This is a genomic window from Methylobacterium sp. P3_A11, from assembly GCF_056403155.1.
On record NZ_JBFUGA010000025.1, the window covers coordinates 22,437 to 44,888 of the forward strand.

At 68.8% G+C, this 22,452-nt stretch carries 23 protein-coding genes; 9 read left to right on the forward strand and 14 right to left on the reverse strand.

The window, feature by feature from the left end:
- Position 1 precedes the first annotated feature (1 nt).
- Genes cydB through AC1DXK_RS10715 form a run of 3 tightly spaced genes read left to right on the forward strand, consistent with a single transcriptional unit; the run spans position 2 to position 1,758 of the window.
- Positions 2-1,009 (forward strand): cytochrome d ubiquinol oxidase subunit II, encoded by a 1,008-nt coding sequence (gene cydB, locus AC1DXK_RS10705; RefSeq protein ID WP_457106889.1) that lies wholly within the window; start codon positions 2-4, stop codon positions 1,007-1,009.
- On the forward strand, positions 1,009-1,131 hold the full coding sequence (locus AC1DXK_RS10710) for a DUF2474 family protein (RefSeq protein WP_331294531.1): 123 nt from the start codon (positions 1,009-1,011) through the stop codon (positions 1,129-1,131). The genes cydB and AC1DXK_RS10710 overlap by 1 nt, the downstream gene beginning before the upstream one ends.
- A gap of 48 nt (positions 1,132-1,179) precedes the next feature.
- Positions 1,180-1,758, forward strand: coding sequence for a GbsR/MarR family transcriptional regulator (locus AC1DXK_RS10715; RefSeq protein ID WP_457106888.1), 579 nt, complete (start codon positions 1,180-1,182; stop codon positions 1,756-1,758).
- A 49-nt stretch (positions 1,759-1,807) separates the two neighbouring features.
- Here the strand turns inward: AC1DXK_RS10715 and AC1DXK_RS10720 are convergent, their stop codons facing one another.
- A complete protein-coding gene (locus tag AC1DXK_RS10720; protein WP_457106887.1) occupies positions 1,808-2,503 on the reverse strand; it encodes a GntR family transcriptional regulator in 696 nt (231 codons plus the stop codon).
- Positions 2,504-2,789: 286 nt separating this feature from the next.
- Complete coding sequence (locus AC1DXK_RS10725; protein WP_457106886.1) at positions 2,790-3,728, reverse strand: LysR family transcriptional regulator; 939 nt, start codon at positions 3,726-3,728, stop codon at positions 2,790-2,792.
- Between the two features lie 120 nt (positions 3,729-3,848).
- Between AC1DXK_RS10725 and AC1DXK_RS10730 the strand changes: the two genes are divergently transcribed.
- The 4 genes from AC1DXK_RS10730 to AC1DXK_RS10745 all read left to right on the forward strand — a co-directional run bounded on the left by AC1DXK_RS10730 (position 3,849) and on the right by AC1DXK_RS10745 (position 7,162).
- A complete protein-coding gene (locus AC1DXK_RS10730) occupies positions 3,849-4,772 on the forward strand; it encodes a ring-cleaving dioxygenase (RefSeq protein WP_457106885.1) in 924 nt (307 codons plus the stop codon).
- Between the two features lie 71 nt (positions 4,773-4,843).
- Positions 4,844-5,476 carry an alpha/beta hydrolase gene (locus tag AC1DXK_RS10735; RefSeq protein ID WP_457106884.1) on the forward strand — a complete coding sequence of 211 codons (633 nt, stop codon included), beginning with the start codon at positions 4,844-4,846 and terminating at the stop codon, positions 5,474-5,476.
- 32 nt (positions 5,477-5,508) lie between these two features.
- Positions 5,509-5,919, forward strand: coding sequence for a DoxX family protein (locus tag AC1DXK_RS10740; RefSeq protein ID WP_457106883.1), 411 nt, complete (start codon positions 5,509-5,511; stop codon positions 5,917-5,919).
- Between the two features lie 265 nt (positions 5,920-6,184).
- Positions 6,185-7,162, forward strand: coding sequence for a Gfo/Idh/MocA family protein (locus tag AC1DXK_RS10745; protein WP_457106882.1), 978 nt, complete (start codon positions 6,185-6,187; stop codon positions 7,160-7,162).
- Positions 7,163-7,168: 6 nt separating this feature from the next.
- On the opposite strand, the gene AC1DXK_RS10750 is transcribed toward AC1DXK_RS10745, so the two are convergent.
- From AC1DXK_RS10750 to argJ, 3 genes are read right to left on the reverse strand one after another with little or no spacing between them, the layout of a single operon-like run.
- On the reverse strand, positions 7,169-7,597 hold the full coding sequence (locus AC1DXK_RS10750; RefSeq protein WP_457106881.1) for a (deoxy)nucleoside triphosphate pyrophosphohydrolase: 429 nt from the start codon (positions 7,595-7,597) through the stop codon (positions 7,169-7,171).
- Complete coding sequence (locus AC1DXK_RS10755) at positions 7,594-8,310, reverse strand: SIMPL domain-containing protein (RefSeq protein ID WP_477297722.1); 717 nt, start codon at positions 8,308-8,310, stop codon at positions 7,594-7,596. The genes AC1DXK_RS10750 and AC1DXK_RS10755 overlap by 4 nt, the downstream gene beginning before the upstream one ends.
- Complete coding sequence (gene argJ / locus AC1DXK_RS10760) at positions 8,307-9,557, reverse strand: bifunctional glutamate N-acetyltransferase/amino-acid acetyltransferase ArgJ (RefSeq protein WP_457106879.1); 1,251 nt, start codon at positions 9,555-9,557, stop codon at positions 8,307-8,309. Before argJ ends, AC1DXK_RS10755 begins: the two co-directional genes overlap by 4 nt.
- A 230-nt stretch (positions 9,558-9,787) precedes the next feature.
- On the opposite strand from argJ, the gene AC1DXK_RS10765 reads away from it, so the two are divergent.
- Entirely contained in the window at positions 9,788-10,222 is a 435-nt protein-coding gene (locus tag AC1DXK_RS10765) for a response regulator (RefSeq protein ID WP_457106878.1), read from the forward strand.
- Positions 10,223-10,828: 606 nt separating this feature from the next.
- Complete coding sequence (locus AC1DXK_RS10770; protein ID WP_477297725.1) at positions 10,829-12,775, forward strand: methyl-accepting chemotaxis protein; 1,947 nt, start codon at positions 10,829-10,831, stop codon at positions 12,773-12,775.
- 68 nt (positions 12,776-12,843) lie between these two features.
- Here the strand turns inward: AC1DXK_RS10770 and AC1DXK_RS10775 are convergent, their stop codons facing one another.
- The 9 genes from AC1DXK_RS10775 to AC1DXK_RS10815 form a co-directional block, all read right to left on the reverse strand.
- The gene (locus tag AC1DXK_RS10775; protein WP_477297727.1) at positions 12,844-13,665 is read right to left on the reverse strand and encodes a TetR/AcrR family transcriptional regulator; all 822 of its coding nucleotides are present in this window, start codon (positions 13,663-13,665) and stop codon (positions 12,844-12,846) included.
- A gap of 104 nt (positions 13,666-13,769) precedes the next feature.
- A complete protein-coding gene (gene proC, locus AC1DXK_RS10780; RefSeq protein WP_457106920.1) occupies positions 13,770-14,573 on the reverse strand; it encodes a pyrroline-5-carboxylate reductase in 804 nt (267 codons plus the stop codon).
- Positions 14,574-14,587: 14 nt separating this feature from the next.
- The gene (locus AC1DXK_RS10785; protein ID WP_457106875.1) at positions 14,588-15,097 is read right to left on the reverse strand and encodes a type III secretion system chaperone family protein; all 510 of its coding nucleotides are present in this window, start codon (positions 15,095-15,097) and stop codon (positions 14,588-14,590) included.
- A gap of 290 nt (positions 15,098-15,387) precedes the next feature.
- On the reverse strand, positions 15,388-15,672 hold the full coding sequence (locus AC1DXK_RS10790) for an accessory factor UbiK family protein (RefSeq protein WP_457106874.1): 285 nt from the start codon (positions 15,670-15,672) through the stop codon (positions 15,388-15,390).
- Positions 15,673-15,813: 141 nt separating this feature from the next.
- Positions 15,814-16,050, reverse strand: a complete 237-nt coding sequence (locus AC1DXK_RS10795) for a hypothetical protein (RefSeq protein WP_457106873.1) — start codon at positions 16,048-16,050, stop codon at positions 15,814-15,816.
- A gap of 133 nt (positions 16,051-16,183) precedes the next feature.
- Positions 16,184-16,900, reverse strand: coding sequence for a PhoH family protein (locus tag AC1DXK_RS10800; protein WP_012321860.1), 717 nt, complete (start codon positions 16,898-16,900; stop codon positions 16,184-16,186).
- 418 nt (positions 16,901-17,318) lie between these two features.
- Entirely contained in the window at positions 17,319-19,694 is a 2,376-nt protein-coding gene (locus AC1DXK_RS10805) for an ATP-dependent helicase (RefSeq protein WP_477297730.1), read from the reverse strand.
- 392 nt (positions 19,695-20,086) lie between these two features.
- Positions 20,087-20,311, reverse strand: a complete 225-nt coding sequence (locus tag AC1DXK_RS10810) for a hypothetical protein (RefSeq protein WP_457106871.1) — start codon at positions 20,309-20,311, stop codon at positions 20,087-20,089.
- Positions 20,312-20,761: 450 nt separating this feature from the next.
- Complete coding sequence (locus tag AC1DXK_RS10815) at positions 20,762-22,222, reverse strand: methyl-accepting chemotaxis protein (protein WP_477297732.1); 1,461 nt, start codon at positions 22,220-22,222, stop codon at positions 20,762-20,764.
- Positions 22,223-22,452 lie beyond the last annotated feature (230 nt).

Consider the following 22,452-nt stretch of genomic DNA (forward strand, 5'->3'; position numbering starts at 1 on the left):
CATGGCCTACAGCTTCGACCTCACGGTGATCTGGGCGTTCGTGATCGCCTTCGCGGTCTTCGCCTACATCGTCATGGACGGCTTCGATCTCGGGATCGGCCTCCTGTTCCCGGTCCTCCGGCCGGGCGCGGACCGCGACACCGCCATGAACTCGGTCGCCCCGGTCTGGGACGGCAACGAGACCTGGCTGGTGCTGGGCGGCGGCGGCCTGTTCGCCGTCTTCCCCCTGGCCTACGCGGTGATCCTGCCGGCGCTCTACGCGCCGATCATCGCGATGCTGCTCGGGCTGATCTTCCGCGGCGTCGCCTTCGAGTTCCGCTGGCGCGATCCCCGCCACCGCGCCGCCTGGGACGTCACCTTCGCGGGCGGCTCGCTGGTGGCGGCCCTGGCCCAGGGGATCACGCTGGGCGCCCTCCTGCAGGGCATCGCGGTCGAGGGACGGGCCTATGCTGGCGGCTGGTGGGACTGGCTCACGCCCTTCAGCCTCCTCGTCGGCGCGAGCTTGGTCGTCGCCTACGCGCTGCTCGGGGCGACGTGGCTGGTGATGCGCACCGAGGGCCTGCTCCAGCTGCAGGCCCGGCGCTACGCCCTGCGCCTCACCGTGGCGACGGTCGCAGCCATCGCCCTCGTCAGCGCGGTGACGCCGTTCCTGCAGGGCCGCTACTACGAGCGCTGGCTGGCGATGCCGAACGTGCTCGTCACCGCGCAGGTGCCGCTGCTCGTGGCGCTCGCGGCCTACGCCCTGTGGCGCAGCCTGCGGGGCGGCGCCGAGCGGGCGCCCTTCCTGATCGCGCTGGGGCTGTTCGCCCTGACCTTCCTGGGGCTCGGCATCAGCATCTTCCCCGACATCGTGCCGGGCCGGATCACGATCTGGCAGGCGGCCGCCCCCGAGGCGAGCCAGATCTTCCTGCTCGCCGGCGCGTCGGTTTTGATCCCGATCATACTGTCCTACACGGCCTACTCGTACTGGGTCTTCCGCGGCAAGGTCGACGCGCACGGATATCACTGATGGCACCCGCAGCAGCACAGCCCCTCTGGAAGCGCCTCGCGTGGTTCGTGGGGCTCTGGGCCTCCAGCATCGTCGGCCTCGGCTTCGTCGCGACAGTCCTCCGGTATTGGCTCAAGAGCTGATAGACCGGGGGGCGCCCTCCTGACCCTTGCCCGCGTGGGATCCTTGCCGTGCAGCTGCCCCCGCTCGTCCAGACCTTCGTGCTGCATTTCGGCGAGATGGGTTCGCGCTGGGGCATCAACCGGACCGTGGGGCAGATCTACGCCCTGCTGTTCGTGGCCGAGCGGCCGCTCAACGCCGATGAGATCGTGGAGCGGCTCGGCGTGTCGCGCTCCAACGTCAGCATGGGCCTGAAGGAATTGCAGGCCTGGAATCTCGTCCGTCTCCAGCACAGACCGGGGGACAGACGCGACTACTTCACGACGCCCGAGGACATCTGGCAGATCGTCCGGACCCTGGTCGAAGAGCGCAAGAAGCGGGAGGTCGATCCGACGCTGACCCTCCTGCGCGAACTTCTCATGCAGGAAGCCGGCACCGAGGAGGAGCGGCATGCCCAGGCGCGCCTCACCGAGATGCACGATCTCTTCGAACTGTTCGCCGGCTGGTACGCCGACGTGCGCCGCCTCGATACCGAGCGCCTCGTCCAGCTCCTCAGCCTCGGCGCGAAGGTCCAGAAGGTCCTGGAGATGAAGGACCGCCTGACCCGCCTGCCGGCGCGGATCGGCGGTCGGGCGCCCAAGTCGGACTGACGGGGCCTCCTCCGGGCTCGCGCCGCCGAGCGGGGCGTGCTGACGGTGATCAGGCGTTGGCCAGCGCCCCTCGGTAGAGGGTGGTGAGGGTGTCGGCGATATGCTCGATGTGGTGGCGCAGGGACGCTGCTGCCTCCTCGCCCTTGCGCGCTGCGCACAGAGCCAGGATCTCCGCGTGCTCGCGGACGGCGCGGGTCGCGTCTTCGGAGGTGCCGATCTGCAGGCGCGTCGGGCGCTCGCAATCCTGCAGCAATCCGGACACGATGCTCAGCGAGCGCGGGCGATCGGCGTGGCGAAGCAGGTCGAGGTGGAAACGGCGGTTCAGGTCGCCCCACCGAAGGACCTGTCCGGTCTCCAGCGCCGTGCCGTACTCCTTCGAGACGACGTCGAGGTTCCGGAGGTCGTCGGGCGTCAGGTGCGGTGCCGAGAGCAGCAGCAATTGCGGCTCCAGCTGGACGCGCAGCTGGAAGATATCCTCGACCTCCAACAGCGACAGTCCTGTCACCACTGCGCCGCGGTGCGGCATGATCTTCACGAGATTGGTGGCTTCCAGCTGCAGCAGGGCCTCGCGGACCGGGATCCGGCTGATCCCGAACGCCTCGGCCAGGGCGTCCTGGCGGAGCTGCGCGCCGGCCGGCAGGTCCCCGTTCAGAATTTGCTGACGCAGCGAGTCTGCGACAGCCGCAGCCACGGTCTTGTGCCGCAGCCGGTCGGGCGCAGGCAGTTCCGGGACCCCAGGGGACATCAGCGCCTCAGCGGGAAGGTATACATTCATACGCGGCGTTGGCATGCCCTGGAATTGCGCGCGTGTCCAATGCCAGATTGCCTTGCACAACCTGAGGTTCAATGGCGCCGCGACCATTCTGTCACGCCACGCGCCATGCTCGATGCCCAACCGCGCGACCGGCGTCGCGACCTCGAATCACGCCGGGCGCCGATAGTACACGTATTCGCGGACGACACTGTCATAGGTTGGGAAAGAAGCCGGGTCTGTAGAGTGGGCACTGTCGTGCCGGTCTCTGATTAGCACTCTATCCCGTTGGCGGAGTTTGCCGATCGTGCGGATCGGCCCAGGGCGCTCGGGCGAGTGTCTGCCCGAGATACGCGATCAGCGCCGTCACCCGCGCCGGCCGCGGATCGCCCGGTGGCATGACGAGATGCAGCGCGATGGGCGGCAGCGACCAGGCCGGCAGGACCCTTTCAAGCCGCCCGGCCTCAAGGTCGTCCCAGATCATGAAATCGGGTTGCAGGGCGAGGCCCAGGCCCGCCCGCAGGGCCGGCGCCAGCGCCTCCGCGTTGTTCGCCCGGAGCGGCCCCGCCGGCACCACGACGGCGTCCGAACCGTCGCCATCCGCGAATCGCCAGCGATCGGGCGTCGGCAGGTAGGCATAGCCGAGGCAGGCATGGCGGGCGAGGTCGTCCGGATGCTCAGGGCGGCCATGCCGATCGAGGTAGGCGGGCGTGGCTACCAGCGAGCGGCGGATCGCGCAGAGCCGCCGCGCCCGCAGCGACGAATCGGGCAGCGCCGCGATGCGCAGCCCGATATCGAATCCGCCGCCGACGAGGTCGACGACCGCGTCGGACAGATGCAGGTCCACCGACACCGACGGATAAAGCCGCAGGAAAGCCGGGAGGATCGGCGCCACGTGCATCACGCCGAAGGTCATCGGCGCGGCGAGCCGCACCAGACCGCGGGGCTCCGAGGCGCCCGCCGTGGCGAGCGCCTCGGCCGCCTCGCCCTCCGCCAGGATGCGCGCCGCGCTGTCCTTGGCGGCTTGACCGGCCTCGGTGAGCGCGAGCTTCCGGGACGTGCGGTTGAATAGCCGCGCGCCGATCCGGACCTCCAGCCGGCTGACAGCCTTCGACACCGTGGCCTTCGACAGGCCGAGTTCCTCGGCGGCCCGGCCGAAGGAGCCGGTCTCCACCACCTTGGCGAACACCGCCCAGGCCTCGAAATCGGGTAGCCGCATCGATCAAATCCGGAAACGATAGGTTTCCATCGTTTCTATTTTCGCGAAACTTGGCAAGGGGCACATTCCCGGCATCGGACACGCGCTGCCCGTCGCAGCGGTCTTCAGGGAGACATCGCCATGGTTCAGACTGGCCTCCACCACGTCACAGCCTTCTCCGGCCCGGCCCTGCGCAACCTCGACTTCCACACCCGCGTCCTCGGGTTGCGGCTGGTCAAGAAGACGGTCAATTTCGACGATCCGGGCACCTACCACCTGTACTACGGTGACGCCGCGGGTCAGCCCGGCACGATCCTGACCTTCTTCCCCATCGAGCACGCCGCGCCCGGTCGCGTCGGGATCGGCGAGACCCAGGAAACCGCCTTCCGGGTGCCCCGCGCCTCGATCGGCTGGTGGACCCACCGCCTGATCGAGAAGGGAGTCGCACACGAGCCGCTGGTCCAGGTCTTCGGCGAGCCGACCCTGCGTTTCCGCGATCCGGACGGCATGATGCTCGCCCTGGTGGGCGTCGATGTCGGCGACGCGGAGGGCTGGGCCTCGAGCGAAGTGCCGGCCGAGCACGCGATCCGCGGCCTGCACGGGGTGACGCTGCTCCTCGAAAGGGCCGAGCCTACGGCCGCGATCCTGACGGAGGTGCTGGGGCTGCAGGAGGTCGGCCGCGAGGGCAACCTGGTCCGCTTCGCCGGCAGCGCCGCGCTCGGCGGCCTCGTCACCCTGCGGGCCGTCGGCGGGTTCCTGCCCGGTCGGCCGGGGGCGGGCTCGGTTCACCACATCGCGTTCCGGGCAGCCGACGATGCCGCGCAGGCCGCGATGGGCCGGGCGCTGGCGGCGCGGGGTCTCCACGTCACCGAGCAGCGCGACCGGCAGTATTTCCGCTCGATCTACTTCCGCGAGCCCGGCGGGGTGCTGTTCGAGATCGCCACGGACGCGCCCGGCTTCGCGGTCGACGAGCCGATCGAGGAACTCGGGCAGGCCCTGAAACTCCCTGCCGGGCTTGAGCCGCACCGGGCCGAGATCGAGGCCGTACTCCCCGAGGTCGCCTGAACCCGGACGATCATCCCGCCCGCCCCGCGTAGAGCGGGGCGGGATCCGCACCGATCACCAGCGAGGTCGCCATGACCCAGGACACCCTCGGCTTCATCCACCGCTTCGAGCCCGGAGCGGACACCGTGCACCCGCTTCTGCTGCTCCATGGGACCGGCGGAGACGAGTCCGATCTCCTGCCCCTCGGCCGGTCGGTCGCGCCGGAGGCTGCGCTGCTGTCCCCGCGCGGCCCGGTGAGCGAGAACGGGATGCCGCGGTTCTTCCGCCGGCTGGCGGAAGGCGTCTTCGATGAGGCGGATCTGCGTCGGCGCACCGGCGACCTCGCCGCCTTCGTGATGGCCTCCCGGGCGCGGTACGGCCTCCGGGCACCTCTCGCGCTGGGCTTCTCGAACGGTGCCAACATCGCCGCGTCGCTGCTGATGCTCCGGCCGGAGAGTTTGGCGGGCGCCGTGCTGATCCGCCCGATGGTCCCGTTCGCCGAGCCCCCGGCGGCGGATCTCGCCGGAAAGCCGGTCCTGATCCTGTCCGGGTCCATGGATCCGATCGTCCCGGCAGAGAATGCCGCTCGTCTCGCGCAGCAACTCGCCGCCTCCGGGGCGCGGGTCGAGCACCGGATCCTGCCTAGTGGCCACGGCCTGTCGCAGGTCGATGTCAGTCTGGCGCGAGGCTGGCTCCACAGCCTCGCTCTCCCCGAAGCGGCCTGATTCTCAGACAGAAGCCAGAACGGATGACCACCATGACTTCCTCGACCCTGTCCGGCCCGACGGCCCTGCTGCCGGTCACCGGCCGGATCCTGATGAGCGCGATCTTCCTCGTGAGCGGCGCCGGCAAGCTCGCCGCGCCCGCCGCGACGCTCGCGACCATCGAGGCCGCCCACCTGCCGCTGCCGCCGGTCGCCTACGCGGCAGCGACCACCGTGGAAGTCGTCGGGGGCCTGCTGCTCGTCGCCGGCTATCGCACCCGGCTCGTCGCCCTGGCCCTCGCCCTCTTCGCGGTGGCCACCGCGGTGACCTTCCACGCGGCCCTCGGCGACCAGAACCAGATGTTCCACTTCCTCAAGAACCTGGCCATGGCGGGCGGCCTGCTCCAGGTTGCGGCCTTCGGGGCTGGCCCGATCAGCTTCGACGCCCGACGGGGCCGGGCCTGACCGGTGTCCCGACCCTCGGCAGACCAGCCTGCCGATCCTAGGTGCAGGCTGGCGCGTCGATCGATGTCGAGGATGGGTCACCGGGCAGCCGGAGGACTTCAGCCCCCGCTGCCCCCTCGACGGCGGCGCCTGGAACGAGCGGAGGCTCGCCTTCATCGGGGGTTGAAGGGTCGGGCGGCCTTTCCCGCGTCGGTCCGTGCCCCTAAAGCCTCTCCGAGGGGCCACCGGCGCGGCCCGTCAGACGCAAACCTTCACGGATCCCTTCATGCCTGCCTCCGACGCCCCCCTCGCCCTCGGGATCATCGGCGCGGGGATCATGGGCGAGCGCCTGCTCGGCGCCATCCACGGGGCGGCGGATTCCCCGGTTCGCGTCGCGGCGATCTGGGATCCGGCGCCGGACGCCCTGGCCCGGATCGGCGCCGCCTTCCCGGCGGTACCCCGCGTCGCCGATGCCGCCGCCGTCGTCTCGGCGAGCGATTGCGTTTACGTCGCCTCGCCGCCCGCTTCGCATCTGGGCTACGCCCGCGCCGCCCTGGCCGCCGGCCGGAGCGTGTTCTGCGAGAAGCCGCTGGCCATCGACCGCGCCGATGCCCGCGCCTTCGTGGCGGAAGCCGGGGGCGCCGGGGCGGTCAATTTTCCGTTCGCCTCGTCGCCCGGCGTGACGACGATCGAGGGCTGGATCGCCGCAGGCGCGATCGGCACGCCACGGACGCTCACCATCGCGGTGGCGTTCGCGCGGTGGCCCCGACCCTGGCAGGCCGATGCCGCGCGCTGGCTCGACGCCCGGGCCGAAGGCGGGTTCACCCGTGAGGTGGTCTCGCATTTCCTGTTCCTGGCCCGCCGGCAGCTCGGCCCGCTCCAGGGGTTGGCCGGCCGGATCGACTTCCCGGAGCCGGGCCGGTCCGAGCGGGCGGTCGACGTGACGCTCACGGCCGGCGGGATCCCCGTGACCCTGACCGGACGGGTCGGGGGCGTCGAGGCTGACGATCACAACACCTGGACGCTGGAGGGCGATGCCGGGGCCGTCCGGCTGCGCGACTGGGCCATCGCCGAGCGTCGGGGTGCCGACGGGCGCTTCGAGCCGGAGCCCGGCGCGATTCCCAACGAACGGCTCCGGCCGATCACCCTCCGGCGCCAGCTGGAAGGCGTCGTCCGGATGGCACGCGGCGAGCCCCACCACCTCGCCACGTTCGCGGAGGCGCTCGACGTGCAGGAAGTCGTGGAGGGCATCCTGGCCCTGTGACCGGGATCAGACCTCCAGCAGGTCGATCAGGAACGGGATCAGCGGCGCGTCGGCGGGCGGCATCGCGAGGTCGCGCAGCGCCCTGGGCCGGACCCATCTGAGCGCTTGCCCCTCCATCGACCGCGGTGTCCCCGTCCAGCGCCGGCAGACGTAGAGCGGCATCAGAAGGTGGAAATCCGGATAGGCGTGGCTGGCGAAGGTCAGCGGTGCGAGGCAGGGCTCCTCGACCGCGATGCCGAGTTCCTCCGCGAGCTCCCGGATCAGGGTCTGCTCCGGGCGCTCGCCGGGCTCGACCTTGCCGCCGGGAAACTCCCACAGGCCGGCGAGCTGCTTGCCCGCCGGGCGCTCGCTCACCAGCACGCGGCCGTCGACGTCGACGAGGGCCACCGCGACCACCAGGAGGAGGCGCAGGGGAGCGGTTCCGGGCGCGCTCATGGCGCCACCGCGAAGGTGGCCGAGACCTCGGCGGACATCGGGATCGTGCCCGCCTCGATCGGGACCCGGCGGCCCTTGGCCGTCATCGGGGCCGCGCGGGCCATCTCCAGCGCCGGGCGGTACGCGGCTGCGCCCGTGGTGCTCAGGGTGCAGAGCGGGCCGAGCTTGGCACCGAGCGCCTCTGCGAGCGCCTCGGCCCGCGCGCGCGCGTCCCGAGTCGCAGCGACTTGGAGGGCGGACTCGATCTTGTCCGGATCGCGCATCCCGAAGCTCACACCGTCGATCCGGTTCGCTCCGGCATCGAGAGCCTGCCGGAGCAGGTCGCCCAGCCGGTCCATGTCGGCGAGCCGGACGCTGACCAGGTTGCTGGCGCGGTAGCCGTCGGGCTCCTCGGTGACGGCGCCGCCCGGCCGGGCGACGGAGCGTGTGGCGGTCTGCAGGCTGACGGCGGCCGTGCCGATATCGGCCGGCGGGACCCCGAGGGTGCGGGCCTGTGCCGAGACCCCGGTCACCGCCTTCGAAGCTGCGTCGAGGGCGGCGGCCGCGGTCGCGCCCCGTGCCTCGATACCCAGGGTCACCTCGGCGAAGTCCGGCGTCCGGGCCTCCGCGGCCCGCCCGACGACGCTGATGTGGCGCTTGCACGCCGCGTCATCGGCCCGCGCCGGGGTCGCCAGGGCCGTGACGAGGAGAGCGCCGACGAAGGCCGCCTTCACGAGCGGTAATCCCCGTTGATCTCGATGTAGGCCTTGGTCAGGTCGCAGGTCCAGACGCGGGCCGAGCCCTCGCCGAGGCCGAGATCGACCCGGATCCCGATCTCGGCCTCGCGCATCACGGCGCTCGCCGTCGCCTCGCTGTAAGTCGGATCGCGGGCACCCTGGACGGCGACGCGCACGTCGCCGAACCAGATCGCCAGCCGGTCCCGGTCGGCGGGCTCGCCGGCCTTGCCCACGGCCATCACGACCCGGCCCCAATTGGCGTCCTCGCCCGCCACCGCGGTCTTCACCAGCGGCGAGTTTGCGATGGACATCGCGATGCGGTGGGCGGAGGCGTCGCTCTCGGCGCCCGTGACCCGCACGGTGACGAACTTGCGCGCGCCCTCGCCATCCTTGGCGACGAGCTGGGCCAGCTCCACCAGCAGGCCGTCCAGCGCCTCCCGGAAGCCGGCGAGGCGCGGGTCGGCGGGGTCGCCGATCGCCGGATTTCCGGCCTTGGCGGTGGCGAACAGCATGAGCGTGTCGGAGGTGGAGGTGTCGCCGTCCACGGTCACACAGTTGAAGCTCGTCTTCGTTCCCGCCGACAGGAGCGCCTGGAGCACGTCCTGCGGCAGCGCCGCATCGGTGAAGACGAAGGACAGCATCGTAGCCATGTCGGGGGCGATCATGCCGGCGCCCTTGGCGATGCCGTTGATCGTCACGCGCACGCTGTCGATCTCGGCGGAGCGCGTGGCGAGCTTCGGGAAGGTGTCGGTGGTCATGATTGCGCGGGCCGCCGCGGCCCAGGCGGCCGCCCCGTCCTCGGCCCGGGCCGCGCAGTCCGCCAGCACGCCCTCGAATCGCTCCGCCGGAAGCGGCTCGCCGATCACTCCGGTCGAGGCGACGTAGACCTCGCGCGTGGCGCATCCCGCCGCCTGCGCGGCGATCTCGACGGTACGTGCCACCGCATCGCGGCCGAGACGGCCCGTGAAGGCGTTGGCGTTGCCGGAATTGACCACGAGGGCTCGCGCGGACCCGTCCGCCAGGGCTTCCCGACACCAATCTACCGGCGCCGAAGGGCATTTCGAGCGGGTGAACACTCCCGCCGCCCGGGTCCCGGGTTCCAGGGAGACGTAGAGCACGTCGGTGCGGCCGCTGTAGCGGATCCCCGCCTGGGCGGTGGCGATTCGCACCCCCGGCAGGGGGGGCAGCTCGGGAATCGAGGTGGGCGCCAGCGGGGAGACGGGAGGGGCTTTCGCGGACGACATCGGCTCGGGCTCCGGCAGCGCGCGGCTCAGGTTCCGCGGCGTGCCGGTGTTGCCCACGCGAACCCCGGGGCGTCAACTCCGTGCCCAGCCTATGGTCAGGCTGCGCAGGTGCATCGGCTTTGTGCAACGGCGGCGCCGAATGCGGCGCCATCACGGCGGCGGGCTTGCGCGTGGATTGCTTCCCAGCTTAGCATGCTGCATCGCAATGCCAGCGCGAAGTCGAGTGCGGAATGCCCCCAGCCGACGTCGAGACTGCCTCCAGCACGCGTCCCAAGGGCGGCTGCTACCGGATCCAGGTTCTGGTGGTCGGCCGGAACAAGCGCTGGCGCGACGAGGTCTCGGCGCAGGTCCGGATGCTGGGGTATCAGGTCACGGCCTGTGATCGGGGCGTGGACGCGATGACGGTGCTCGCCCTCGGCCTGCCCGTGGACGTGATCGTGGTGGATACGGCGCTGCAGGGCGGCCTCTGCTGCGCGCAGCTCGCCGTCGAGGCCCGTGCGTTGCGACCGGCGCTGCGCATCATCCTCGCCAGCGATCCGGTCGAGGCTGTGGGGCCGGAAGCTTCTGCGCGGATCCCCGACGCGCTGCTCGTTCCGCGCGACCAGCTCCAGAACGGGATGGTCGCCACGATGATGCGCGAGGCGCTCGCGAACCGCGCCGCCTGAGGCGCTCCCTCTCGGTCCTGAAGCCGCCGCTCCGCCTGCCATCAGGACGGACAGCCAGCCGTGCGGTGCGCACGCGAGCTATCGAGGGAATCGGCAGGAGCTCGGCTCGATGCCCAGCCGCGCCTAGCCGTTCGCGCATCACGAGGGTCGGACAGGACCGCGTCACGCGAAGTTTCGCAAGCTATCCCGAAAGCACGATTGGATGAGCGGAGTTTCAGTTCCGCGAGGATACGTCTTCGCCCAAGGACTTGATTAGTCATGGCTCCCGCTTCGCTGGCCTAACGCATTGGCACGTTGAGATTGAAACGCTTCGGGCCAAGCGTTTGCCCGATCATCGTGTCTTGGTCGCCGGCCGGATGTGTTCGAGCGACAACACCAATCTTTCAGCACCTGTGACGCGACGATCATTGGAGCGTTCATAAAAATATGCCTTCTTTTGATTTGCTCTAAAACAAGACCTGAAATTGTTTTATCTGGAACGACACAGTAATGTCACAATATCTTGACTTTGTTGAAGTTGGTAATTTGGCAGCGTGCTCTTTGGGAGCATCTAAAATGTACATTGGGATACGATCGCGATTATACGCTGGATTCGTTCTGCTTGTAATGACGGCGGCAATCATCGGTGCGTACGCGATTTATCAACAGGATCGACTGGATGACAGCTACGAGGTCCGCAGCCGCCTCTACAGGACTGCGCAGACGATCCTCGCGGTCGATGGTCTCGCCGCGCGACTCAGGGGCTTCGCCGAGACGTATCGGCTCATGCCGCAGCCCGAGCGGATTCCCGCCATGGAACAGGCGCGCCGCACGATCGAAGAGAGTTCTGAGAAGGGCACGGCCAGCGCCATAACGGATCTCGGGCGCATGCTCTTCGCCAGGATTGGCGACGATGCCCGAGCCCTGAAGCCCGAACTCGAGCACCTCACGGCCACGGGTGCGGCGCTCGTCGAGGCCAGGACGCGCATGTTCGAGGCCGGCAACAGCCTCGCCCACCTCACGAAGACGCTGGTTGCGGACGTCCGTGCACGCAACGAAGAGAGGATGTTCAGTCGGGCTGCAGGCGTCGAGACCGTCGTTCTCGAAGCGCGTCTGGCAGCCGCGCGCTACGCCATCAAATCCGATCCGCGTGACTTCGAGGCCTACATCCGCTCCATGGACGAAGCACGCGCCGCCGTCGAGGCGTTCAAGGCGACCCCGGGGGGCGCTCCGTTCAGCCCGCAGGCCGCGGCTCTGCGGGCTGCGCTCGACGCCGCCTTCGGCAGCTTTCAAAGCTTCGATCAGGCGGCGAAGGCTGCCCGCGCAGCATTCGAAACCGGGATCAAGCCGCATGTCGAGGCCATCGACGAGGTCGGCACGGATCTGCGCGGCAGGATCCTGGCTGGCATCAACCGGATGGACGCGGAGGCCAGCGAGGCCGTCAAGACTGTCAGGCGGGTGGAGATCGTCCTGATCGTCCTGGCGCTGGTCCTCGGCGGCATCCTGGCCTTCCTGCTCGCGCGCAGCGTCGGCCGGCCGATCGCCGTTATGACCGGGGCGATGACCCGATTGGCCGACGGCGACATGAAGGTCACGGTGCCCTACCGCAGCGCCACCGACGAGATGGGGGCCATGGCCCGGGCGATCGACATCTTCCGCCACAACGCCGTGGCCCGGGCCGAACTGGAGGCGGCGCAGGCCGCCGAGCAGGAGGCCCGCCAGCACCGGGTCGAACGGGTGGACGAACTGGTCCATGCCTTCCATCGTAAGATCGCGGGCTCGCTCGACATCGTAACGGCGGCCACGAGCGAACTCGATGCCACCGCGCGGGCCATGACCCGGGTGGCTGATGATACCAATAGCCAGGCGGTGACATCGAGTTCGGCCGCCGAACAGACCTCGGCCAACGTTCAGACCGTGGCGGCGGCCGCCGAGGAGATGGTCTCCTCCCTCCAGGAGATCGAGCGGCAGGTGCTGCGCTCCAACGAGGTGGCCGGACTTGCGGCCCACGAGGCGGAGGCGACCAACGCCGCCATGGTGAGTCTGCGTACCGCCGCCGAGCAGATCGGCGCGGCCGTGAGCATGATCTCGGGGATCGCGAGCCAGACCAACCTGCTGGCGCTCAACGCCACCATCGAGGCTGCGCGTGCCGGTGAGTCGGGGCGCGGCTTTGCCGTTGTCGCGTCAGAGGTGAAGGAACTGGCGGGTCAGACGGCGCGGGCCACCGAGGAGATCGGCGGGCAGATCGCCGCGATCCAGATGGCCTCCGGGCAGGCCGCGGAGGCGATGCAGCAGATTGCCCGGACGATCGCCACCGTCAACGAGATCAGCGGCGCCATCGCCGCGACCGTGGTGCAGCAGACGGCGGCCACGGCCGAGATCTCGCGCAACGCCGGCGAGGCGGCACGGGGCACGGAAGACGTCTCGGCCAACGTCTCGCGGGTGCTGGCCGCGGCCCGAGAGACCGGCAATGCCGCCGGGCAGGTCCAGAGCGTGGCCTCCGAGCTGGCCACGCAATCTCAGACGGTCAAGCGAGAGGTCGACAGCTTCCTCAGCGATATTCAGGCCGCGTGACATGGGGACGTGCAAGCTCGCCTCGCCACGGCCCCGGCTGGTCGGAGAACCCCGTCCGTGAAACCGGCTCAGATCGCGGCCGCGGGATCGGTCTCGTCGCCGTCGTCGCCCCGGCGCGTGCGTGGGCGACGATCCAGGAAGGAGCGCCCGAGCGCACGCAGCGGCGCCGTCAACCGGCGGACATCCTCGGCCCGCTCCATGATGCGCTCGCCGTTGCGGATCTCCTTGTCGAGCCGCGCCATCGTCCGGGCCAGCGCCGGATCGTCGTCGTCGAGCCAGACCTGAGTCACGCGGGCGAAGGCAATGACCACGCCCTGGAGCTTGAGCTGGCCGAGCGGACCCTCGGTATCGATCCCGGCCGCGGCCAGCATGTAACGGTGGGAGTTCAGCATGACGCCGTTCAGCGCCAGCATCGAGAGCGGCTCGCCGCGCAGGGCATAGGCGATGCGGCGCAGGGCCGGCTTGTAGGGCTCCATCGCGTCGAGGCGGCGCATCAGCACGTCGAACAGGCGCTCGCGGGTCGGCTCCTCCTCGAGGCCCGCCAGATCACCTTCCAGGACCTTGCGGTCGATGATGCGTGTCAGGCCGCCGAGGACGGCGCCCTTCGACGGGAAGAGGTCGCGCAACTCGGCAAGCGTCAGGCCTGCCTCGCGGGCAATATCGCTGACCTCGATGTCGTTCCAGGGCTGCTCGGCGGCGAGCCGCATCAGGGCTTCGACGGCGGCCTCACGGGGAGATAGCTTCGACGCGCCGGCGGCCGGCGCTGCGCTGTCCTGAGCGGAGGCAGCCTGTGCAACGCTCTCCTGCCCGACACGCTCGTGGGTGCCGGTTCCCTTGGACGGGGTCGCGGCCTTGCGGGGGCGCTTTGCGGAGACTTTGCTTTCGGTCATGGATCGATCGCCCGGATCTGTCGGTCGTGTCGCCTCATGTAGGCGGCCGTTCGGCGAAGGGCAGGGCCGTCGCGCGGCCATGCCGCACGGAGGTCGCCGCCGCGTCAGCCGGACAGCTCACCCGCCCGGCGACGCGCTGCCGCCACCGCGTCGCGCATCAGAGCCCCGAGCCCGTCCGGGCGCATCAGCACGTCCAGCGCCGCCGCCGTGGTGCCGCCGGGTGACGTGACGTTGCGGCGCAGCTCCGCCGCCTCGGTCGGGCTCGCATCGAGGAGCGCGCCGGCCCCCGCCACCGTCGCCCGGGCGAGGCGGTGGGCTATGGCGGGCTCCAGACCGGCCGCGATGCCCGCCTCGGCCAGGGTTTCGGCGAGCAGGAAGACGTAGGCTGGACCGGACCCAGAGACCGCCGTCACCGCGTCGATCTGCGACTCGTCCGCAAGCCACTCGACCGTGCCGTTCGCCGCGAACAGCGCTTCGGCGGCCGCGCGCTGATCGGCCGAGACCTCGGAATTCGCGCAGGCCCCGGTGGCGCCCCGGCCGATGCTCGCCGGCAGATTCGGCATCGCCCGAACCACGGCGCGCGCCCGCGGCAGCCGGGCGCGCAGGTCGGCTACGGACTTGCCCGCCAGGATCGAGACGAGGAGCGTTTCACGTCCGATCAGCCGATCGAGACTGGGTGCGGCGGAGTCCAGGCCCTGCGGCTTGATCCCGAGGACCAGCACGGCGCCGGGCGCAGCGACCGGCGGGTTCAGGGCGATACCCCGCGCAGCGCAGAGTTCCGCGATCTCGCGCATCGGCACGGGGTCGATGATCGTCGTGTGGTGCGGGTCGAGGCCCGCATCCAGCCAGCCCACCAGCATCGCGCCGCCCATCTTGCCGGCCCCGGCGAGGACCAGGGAGGCGGGCATCCGCATGGGGCCGGTCACGCCTCGCCTTCGGTCTCGAACAGCACGGCGTCCAGCGCCTCTCGGGCGCTCTTGCCGGCCCAGAGTACGAACTGGAACGCCTGGAAGTAACGCTCGCAGGCGGTCACCGCGGTCTTCATCATGGTGGCGCATTGCGGATGGGTCGGAACCGCGCCGCCCGTCAGCAGGAGCGCGTGGCGGAACATCACTACGCTATCGGTCGTCCAGAGGTCGAAATGGCCGACCCAGAGCTGCTCGTTGATCAGCGCGATCAGGCGCATCACTTCGGTGCGTTGCCGCTCCGGAACCTTCAGGTCGAAGGCGCAGGCCACATGGAGGGCCTCGACGTCCTCGATCCACGTGAAGGCCACGTTATAGTCGGTCCAACGGCCGGGGCTCGTGACCGACATCTCGTCGGTCTCTGCCCGGTCGAAGATCCAGTCGCGCAGGGACGCCAAACGCTCGACGACGTCGAGCGGATGCTCGTTCCGGTCCGGGTCGTGAAAGTCGACGTTGAGAAGCGGCATGACGATCCAAAAGGACGGCCCGGATGAGATCCGGCCCGACGTGACGGTGACGCGAATCCGGAGCGCGAGAACACTCCGAGAACTGGAACGGCCGGCAGATTTGCGCCGGAGGTGAAGCGATCGACTGTCAAAGCGCTGCTGACATCGCCCTGCAGGCCCCGAATCACCCTATGCCTGACTATAGACCGCCCGTGACTCGCGACACAAAGTGCAGGTCACATTCAGTGAACAGGAAACGGGATCGTCGACGCCGCTTCCTGTGTAAAAGCCCCCGGCGTTGCCGCGGGGACTCAGACGGCCTCACTCAGGCCCGCCGCCCCGGCTGCCGCGGCACCGGATTTCGCCTCCAAGGCCGTCACGCGGGCCGTCAGAGCGTCGTTCTGGGCCTGAAGATGGGTGACCAGATCGCGCAGGACATCGAGCTCCTCGCGGGAGGCGACGTCGAGATCGCGGATCACGCGTTCGAGCTGCGCCTTGACCACGGTCTCAGCCTCGCGGCGCACACCCTGCGCGGCGCCGGCGGCGTCCGTCATCAGGCGGGCAAGATCGTCGAACAGTCGATTGGAGGGGGGCATCCTGGTCTCCCGGATCGGCCGGCTGCCGCGACGGCCGCCTGACTGCGCGATGCGAGCCGAGGAGATAGGAATCTTCGAGCCGGGGAGCAACGTCAGAACGGGCGGAACGGGGCCGGTCTGACCCCGCCCCGCCGTAGAACGTCACATACGGTGATGCATGCGGCGGTGCATCATCCGGCGGTGCATGCGATGATGCATCATCCGGTGATGCATGCGGCGGTGCATCATCCGGTGTTCCCTCGGAGTCATCCGAACGTGCGTCACGGCGTCGGTGGTCGTGACGGCACCGGGCATGGCGGGGGCGGCCGAAGCCGGCTGGACGAGGGCGGCACCGCCGAGGGAGGCCAGAACGGCGAAGGCGAAGGTCAGTTTCCTCACGAGGAGACTCCAGTTCTCTGATGGCCGGGTATGGTACCCGGTTCATCCTCCCGGACGGGAGGAGCGGAGAGTCGTCTCGTGCCGGGGGACGGCACGGCGGGTCGTCGAGGACCCGCCGCCATCAACTTTTGGATTAGAGATTTGTTTCCTCGAACGCCTTCACCCATTCAGCGCAGATGCCCGAGCGCACGATATCGTTGCGGGTGAACTCCACCACGGGGATCGGCATCATCCGGCTCTTGACCATGTGCATCACCGTGCGCAGGCCCGAGGTCTCGCGCAGGTCGGTCTGCGAGACGTCGCCGTTGATGATGACCTGGCAATCGTCGCCGATGCGGGTCAGGAACATCTTGATCTCGTTGATCGTGGTGTTCTGGGCCTCGTCGAGGATCACGAGGCAATTCTTGAAGGTCCGACCACGCATCACTTCGAAGGGGACGATCTCGATGTCGCCGGTCTTGAGGGCGATCTCGAAGGCGGCGGCGCCCATGCGCTCCTTCATGGCCTCGGTCAGCGGGGCGACCCAGGGGGCGATCTTCTCTTCGAGGGTGCCGGGGAAGTAGCCGAGGGACCGGCCGGACGGGACGTTCGGGCGAGTGATCACCACCTTGGCGATCCGGCGCTGACGGAGCTGGTCGGCCGCGCGGGTACCGGCGATGAAGGTCTTGCCGGTGCCGGCCGGCCCGAGGACGATGACCTGCGGGGAGCGGGCGAGGGCGTCGAGATACTCGGCTTGGCGTTCGGTGAGCGGTTGGATCGGGGCGAGGTTGCGTTCTTCGTCGAAGCGCGTGCGGTGAATGCGGGACGTGCGGTCTTCAACCAGTTCAAGTCGTGCGCGGCGTCTCTTCATGGATGTACACTCCAACGGGACTTGCCAACCTGGATCTGTCGCTGAACTGCCGTTTACCTGCTTGCTCCCGGATCTACTTGTTTGCGGACCTAATACCGGCCCCGTGCCGAAGGTTCCGCGCCGCGTGCGTCCGCCTGTGGAGAGCGTCACGACGTGCCGCGCACGGCCGAATACGCGATGCAACTGCCGCACCACCGCGATTCGCCCCCGACGATTGCGCGTCGGGTGTGACTAAGGGGTGACGTTCAGGGTGGTCGCCGGGAAAAAGCCGCCCGGCTGGCACCGATGCATCAGATCCAGGATGGAGGAGACGCGATGACGCGGCATCCGGCACGACCTCGATCCTCCCCGCCCGCCCGGGCGAAGCCGGCCGATCCTGCTGCCCTGGAAAGTCCGGGCTTGATCGACGGGACGTGCCTCATCCCGCCTGGATGAAGCTGTCGAGCACCATCTTCTGGCCGGCTTTATCGAAGTCAACCGTCAGCTTGTTGCCGTMGACGCCCGCGACTGTTCCGGGGCCGAACTTGGTGTGGAAGACCCGCTGTCCAGCCTGGAACGCCGAGGGCGCGCCGGTCGACTTGGCGATCAGCTCGCCTTCGATCTGACGCGGTCCGCCGGCTCGCCCGCCGGGCGCCGACCCGAAGCTGCGACCGGCCCGGTCGCCGCCCCGGGAGCCGGTCTGGGCGGTGTTGGCCTGCGCCCGCTGCCAGCCCGGCGTGCCGTAGCTCGACCCGAACGGGGCCGGGTTGCGGTCGAACCGCGAGGCCCCGGCCGAGAAGTGGGCGGGCGCCTCGACCACGTCGACGGCCGATTCCGGCAACTCGTCGATGAACCGGGACGGGATGGTCGATGACCACAGGCCATGGATCCGCCGGTTGACCGCGAAGGAGAGCTTCGCCCGCTTCCGCGCCCGGGTCAGGCCGACATGGGCGAGGCGCCGCTCCTCCTCGAGACCCGCCCGCCCGCTCTCGTCCAGTGCGCGCTGGCTGGGGAACAGGCCGTCCTCCCAACCGGGCAGGAACACGGTGTCGAATTCGAGTCCCTTGGCGGCGTGGAGCGTCATCAGCGAGACCCGGTCGGCGCCCTCGGTCTCGGAGGCCTCCATCACCAGGGAGACGTGCTCCAGGAAGGCCGCCATGTCGGGGAATTCCTCCATGGACCGGACGAATTCCTTCAGGTTCTCGAGACGCCCGGCGGCATCCGCCGAGCGGTCCTTCTGCCACATCTCGGTATACCCGGATTCCTCCAGGACGATCTGGGCGACCTCGCTGTGCGGCTGCGATTCGACCAGCCGAGCCCACCGCGAGAAACTCTGGGTGAGCGCCCGCAGGGTGGAGCGGACCCGGGGCTTCAGCTCGTCGGTCTCGCACAGGCGCTCGGCGGCGATCCGCAGGGGCAGCCGGTTGGCCCGGCCATAGGTGTGGAGCTGCTGGAGGGTCGCGTCGCCGAGGCCGCGCTTGGGCGTGTTGACGATCCGCTCGAAGGCGAGGTCGTCGCTGACGTTCACGGTGGCCCGGAGATAAGCCAGCGCGTCGCGGATCTCGGCGCGCTCGTAGAAGCGCGGGCCGCCGATCACCCGATAGGGGAGCCCGAGCTGGACGAACCGGTCCTCGATCTCGCGCATCTGCGCGGAGATCCGCACCAGCACGGCGATCTCCGAGAGGGGATGCTGCTTCGCCTGGAGGGATTCGATCGACTCGGCGAGCATCCGAGCCTCCTCCTCGGAATCCCAGGCGCCCGTCACGGTGACGCGCTCGCCCGGCTCGTCGTCGGTGCGCAGGGTCTTGCCGAGGCGGCTCTCGTTCCTGGCGATCAGCCCCGAGGCGGCGGCCAGGATGTGTCCCGTGGAGCGGTAGTTGCGCTCCAGCCGCACCACCACGGCGCCGGGGAAGTCGTGCTCGAAGCGCAGGATGTTGTCGACCTCAGCACCGCGCCAGCCATAGATCGATTGGTCGTCGTCGCCCACGCAGGCGATGTTCTTGCGGTTCTGGGCGAGGAGGCGCAGCCACAGGTACTGGGCGACGTTGGTGTCCTGATACTCGTCGACCAGGATGTACCGGAACCGGTCTTGGTAGTTGGCGAGCACATCGGGATTGTCCCGCCAGAGCTTGAGGCACAGGAGCAAAAGGTCGCCGAAATCGACGGCGTTCAGCGTCGCCAGTCGGGCCTGGTAGGCGCTGTAGAGCGTGCCGCCCTTGCCGAACGCGAACGAGGCGGCCTCGCCGGGCGGCACCTGCTCGGGCGCGAGGCCGCGGTTCTTCCAGCCATCGATGGCGTGGGACAGGGCGCGGGCCGGCCAGCGCTTCTCGTCGACGTTCTGATCGGCGATGACCTGCTTCATCAGCCGGAGCTGGTCGTCGGTGCCGAGGATGGTGAAGTCGGATTTCAGGCCGACAAGTTCGGCGTGGCGGCGCAGGATCTTGGTGCCGATGGCGTGGAACGTACCGAGCCAGGGCATGCCCTCGCCGGCGGGACCGATCAGCGCGCCGATCCGGAGCTTCATCTCCCGAGCGGCCTTGTTGGTGAAGGTAACCGCCAGGATGTCGAAGGGGCGCGCGCGGTTCGTGGCGATCAGGTGGGCGATGCGGGTGGTGAGCACCCGGGTCTTGCCGGTGCCGGCGCCTGCCAGCACGAGCACCGGTCCCTCCGTGGTCTCGACGGCGCGGCGCTGCTCGGGGTTGAGCCCCTCGAGGTAGGCGGCGGCGTCGCGGCGGAGCGCACCCATGGCGCGGGCGGCGATGGATGAGGCGGGAGCGCCGTCCCCGGCGGGCTGCGCGTGCGGGCGGTTCTGCATCCCGCTTCCCTGGACCAAATCGCGAACGGCGTCGAGGTGGTTCGGGCAGGATGCGACCGGAGCGTGTGTTGCGGGACGATACGCCTCGCCTGTCGACGACCGCTCGGCGGCGCGAACTGGGCCGGGACCCGGACCCTGCAGTGCGGCTGTTCGAGCGGCTGCCTCCGACCCCTCTCGGTCACGCCCTCAGCGATCGGTATTTCCCGAACGCGGCCGTTCCTGGCCCATCGAGCGACTCTGGCTTGGGGTGGAACTCTGACGTCGGATCGATGCGCCGGTGGCCGAACGTCGATCCCATGCCTGCGAGGGTCCGAGGGCCGGCCTCCTCTTCATCGCCGGAGCTGATGGTGGACCCGTGCGGGACGCTCGTCCAAGACGCATCGCTTCACGCTTCAACTCGGGCCTGGAGCGGATTTGATTTCCAGAAGAGCAGCCAGACCGGCATCGGTGATGCCCCACTCGATGACGGAATGCCCACCCAGGCGATGCGAGCGGACATCTCCGATGCGCTCGATGAGGCCCAGACGCTCCAACAGGAGATTTCTGGCGTCGTCAGCCGCCATGGAACGGTTGCGCGTGCCAATCAGGCTGAGGCGTTCGCCCTGCGTCTTCTTCAAGATCGCGCTCACGGGCTGGCCCGTGCGCCTGCGGAAGCACCCCAGTTCTGGGTGGTGATCAAGGCCGACACACGATCGCCGCACCGCCCGAGACGTCGACCTCTCCAATAGCCCCTCGACGGCTTGCGCCGCACGGCGGGTGATCATTTTCTCGCCGTCGACCGTTGCGATGGGCGGGATCGCTGACCTGGATGTCACGGGGCTGAAGCCCGTTCCTCAGAGTGAAGCATCGAGCCGCCCTGTCACGAAAAGGCCCGGGCCGCTCCCATAACGGCAACGGCCAGGATTAATACCTCGCTCTTCGACTCATGAACTTGGCCGTACGCACCGCTTGCGTACCGTGCGGCAGCCCTTGCTGACGCTTCGACGCGGCACCAACCGGGCAACGTCCCTCAGAGCGTCCGGGAGCCCGTTGGCGTGTCGTCCGACGGGCTCGTCTGACACACGCCATCAGCCGGCCTTGAGGTACCTGTCCATGCTGGCACCGAGCCCAGCGGAATGCGCTTCGAGCGTGTCGGAGATCTGCCGGACCATCTCGGCGAGTTGCCCGGTCTCGCCGGCCGCCGTCGAGACACCGGCGATGTTGGATGACATCTCCTGGGTCGAGGCGGCCTGCTCCTCGACTGCGCTCGCCATGGCCAGCGTCAGCTTCGAGAGTTCGGCGACTTCGTCCGTGATCAGGCGGATTGCTGTGACGGCTTCGCCGGTCGCCTTCTGGATGTCATGCACCTTGTGGGTGATCTCGCCGGTCGCCTTCGCCGTCTGGCCGGCGAGCTCCTTGACCTCCGTGGCCACGACCGCGAAGCCGCGCCCGGCCGCCCCGGCGCGCGCCGCCTCGATCGTGGCGTTGAGGGCGAGCAGGTTGGTCTTGTCGGCGATGGACTTGATCATGCCCACCACCGCGTCGACCTCGCCCGCGTTGGTGGCGAGATTACGCACGGTCGCGTCCGTCGCCGTCGCCTGGTTGGCGATCTGCTGAGTGCGCTCGGAGACCCGCCCGACCTGTCCCGAGATCTCATGGATCGAACTCGTCATCTCCTCTGAACCGGCCGCGACGGAATTGGCGCGCTCGCTCGCGGCGTCGGCCGAGCGGTTCAAGCCTTGCGCCGAGTCTTTCATCTCGCCGATGGCGGTCCCGAGCGCCTCGACCACGCCGGCGACCTCCTCGGCCATGGCGAGTTGCGCCGTGATGACCGACCAGGTCAGCATCGGACCGACGTAGGCGCCGTCCGCGTCGGTGATCGCCGAGACCTGCAGGTCCAGCGTCTCGGGACCGACCTTGATCTTGGTCCGGTGCGGCAGCCGGCTCGCATCGGCCAGCATGTTGCGCTGGTGGTGCGGGTTCTTGTGGAAGACGTCGAACGATCGACCCATCATCTCCGACGCCTTGATCGGTAGGTATCTCTCGATCGCCTCGAGGGTCTTGCGCGACGTGTTGTTGAGGTAGTTGATCTTGAAGTCGTTCTTCGGATCGGCAGTCATGACGGCGACCGGCATCTCATCGATCATCCGAAGAAGCCGGCTGGTTTCATTCTTCTTGGCCGTGATTTCGCTGGCGAATTTGACGACCTTGAACGGCCTGCCGTCGGGACCGAAGATCGGGTTGTAGGTCGCCTCGAGCCAAACCTTCGCGCCCGACCTCGCTCTCCGGAGAAACTCACCGGATACGAACTCACCGGCCCGAAGCTTTGCCCAGAACTCGGTATAGTTCGAGCTATCGGCAACCTCGTTGCCGACGAAGACGCGGTGATGCTTTCCTTGCAATGAGGCGAGGTCGTAGTCCACGACCGACAGGAAGTTCGGGTTGGCGCGCAGGATGGTACCATCCATGCCGAACTCGATGATCGCCAGCGATCGTGTGAGGGCATCGAGCGTAGCCTGGGTCTCACTGTAGGCGGGCTTGCGGAACATTGGACAACTCTCAGTAGACGCAGCATCGTCTCACCAGAGCCTCTAAGTGTCCGTTTTTATGAGTGCAGAACTATGCGGGTCCGGTGACAGGTTATATTTCATTCCGAGATATTTTTAATCGGCGATAAAAATCGCCGAAATCAATGAAATGAAAGATTTCAATTCGAGTGATGGGCAAATATGGTGGACACGATCTAATAAGGCGATCGGCTGGCCTTTTCACCATAACA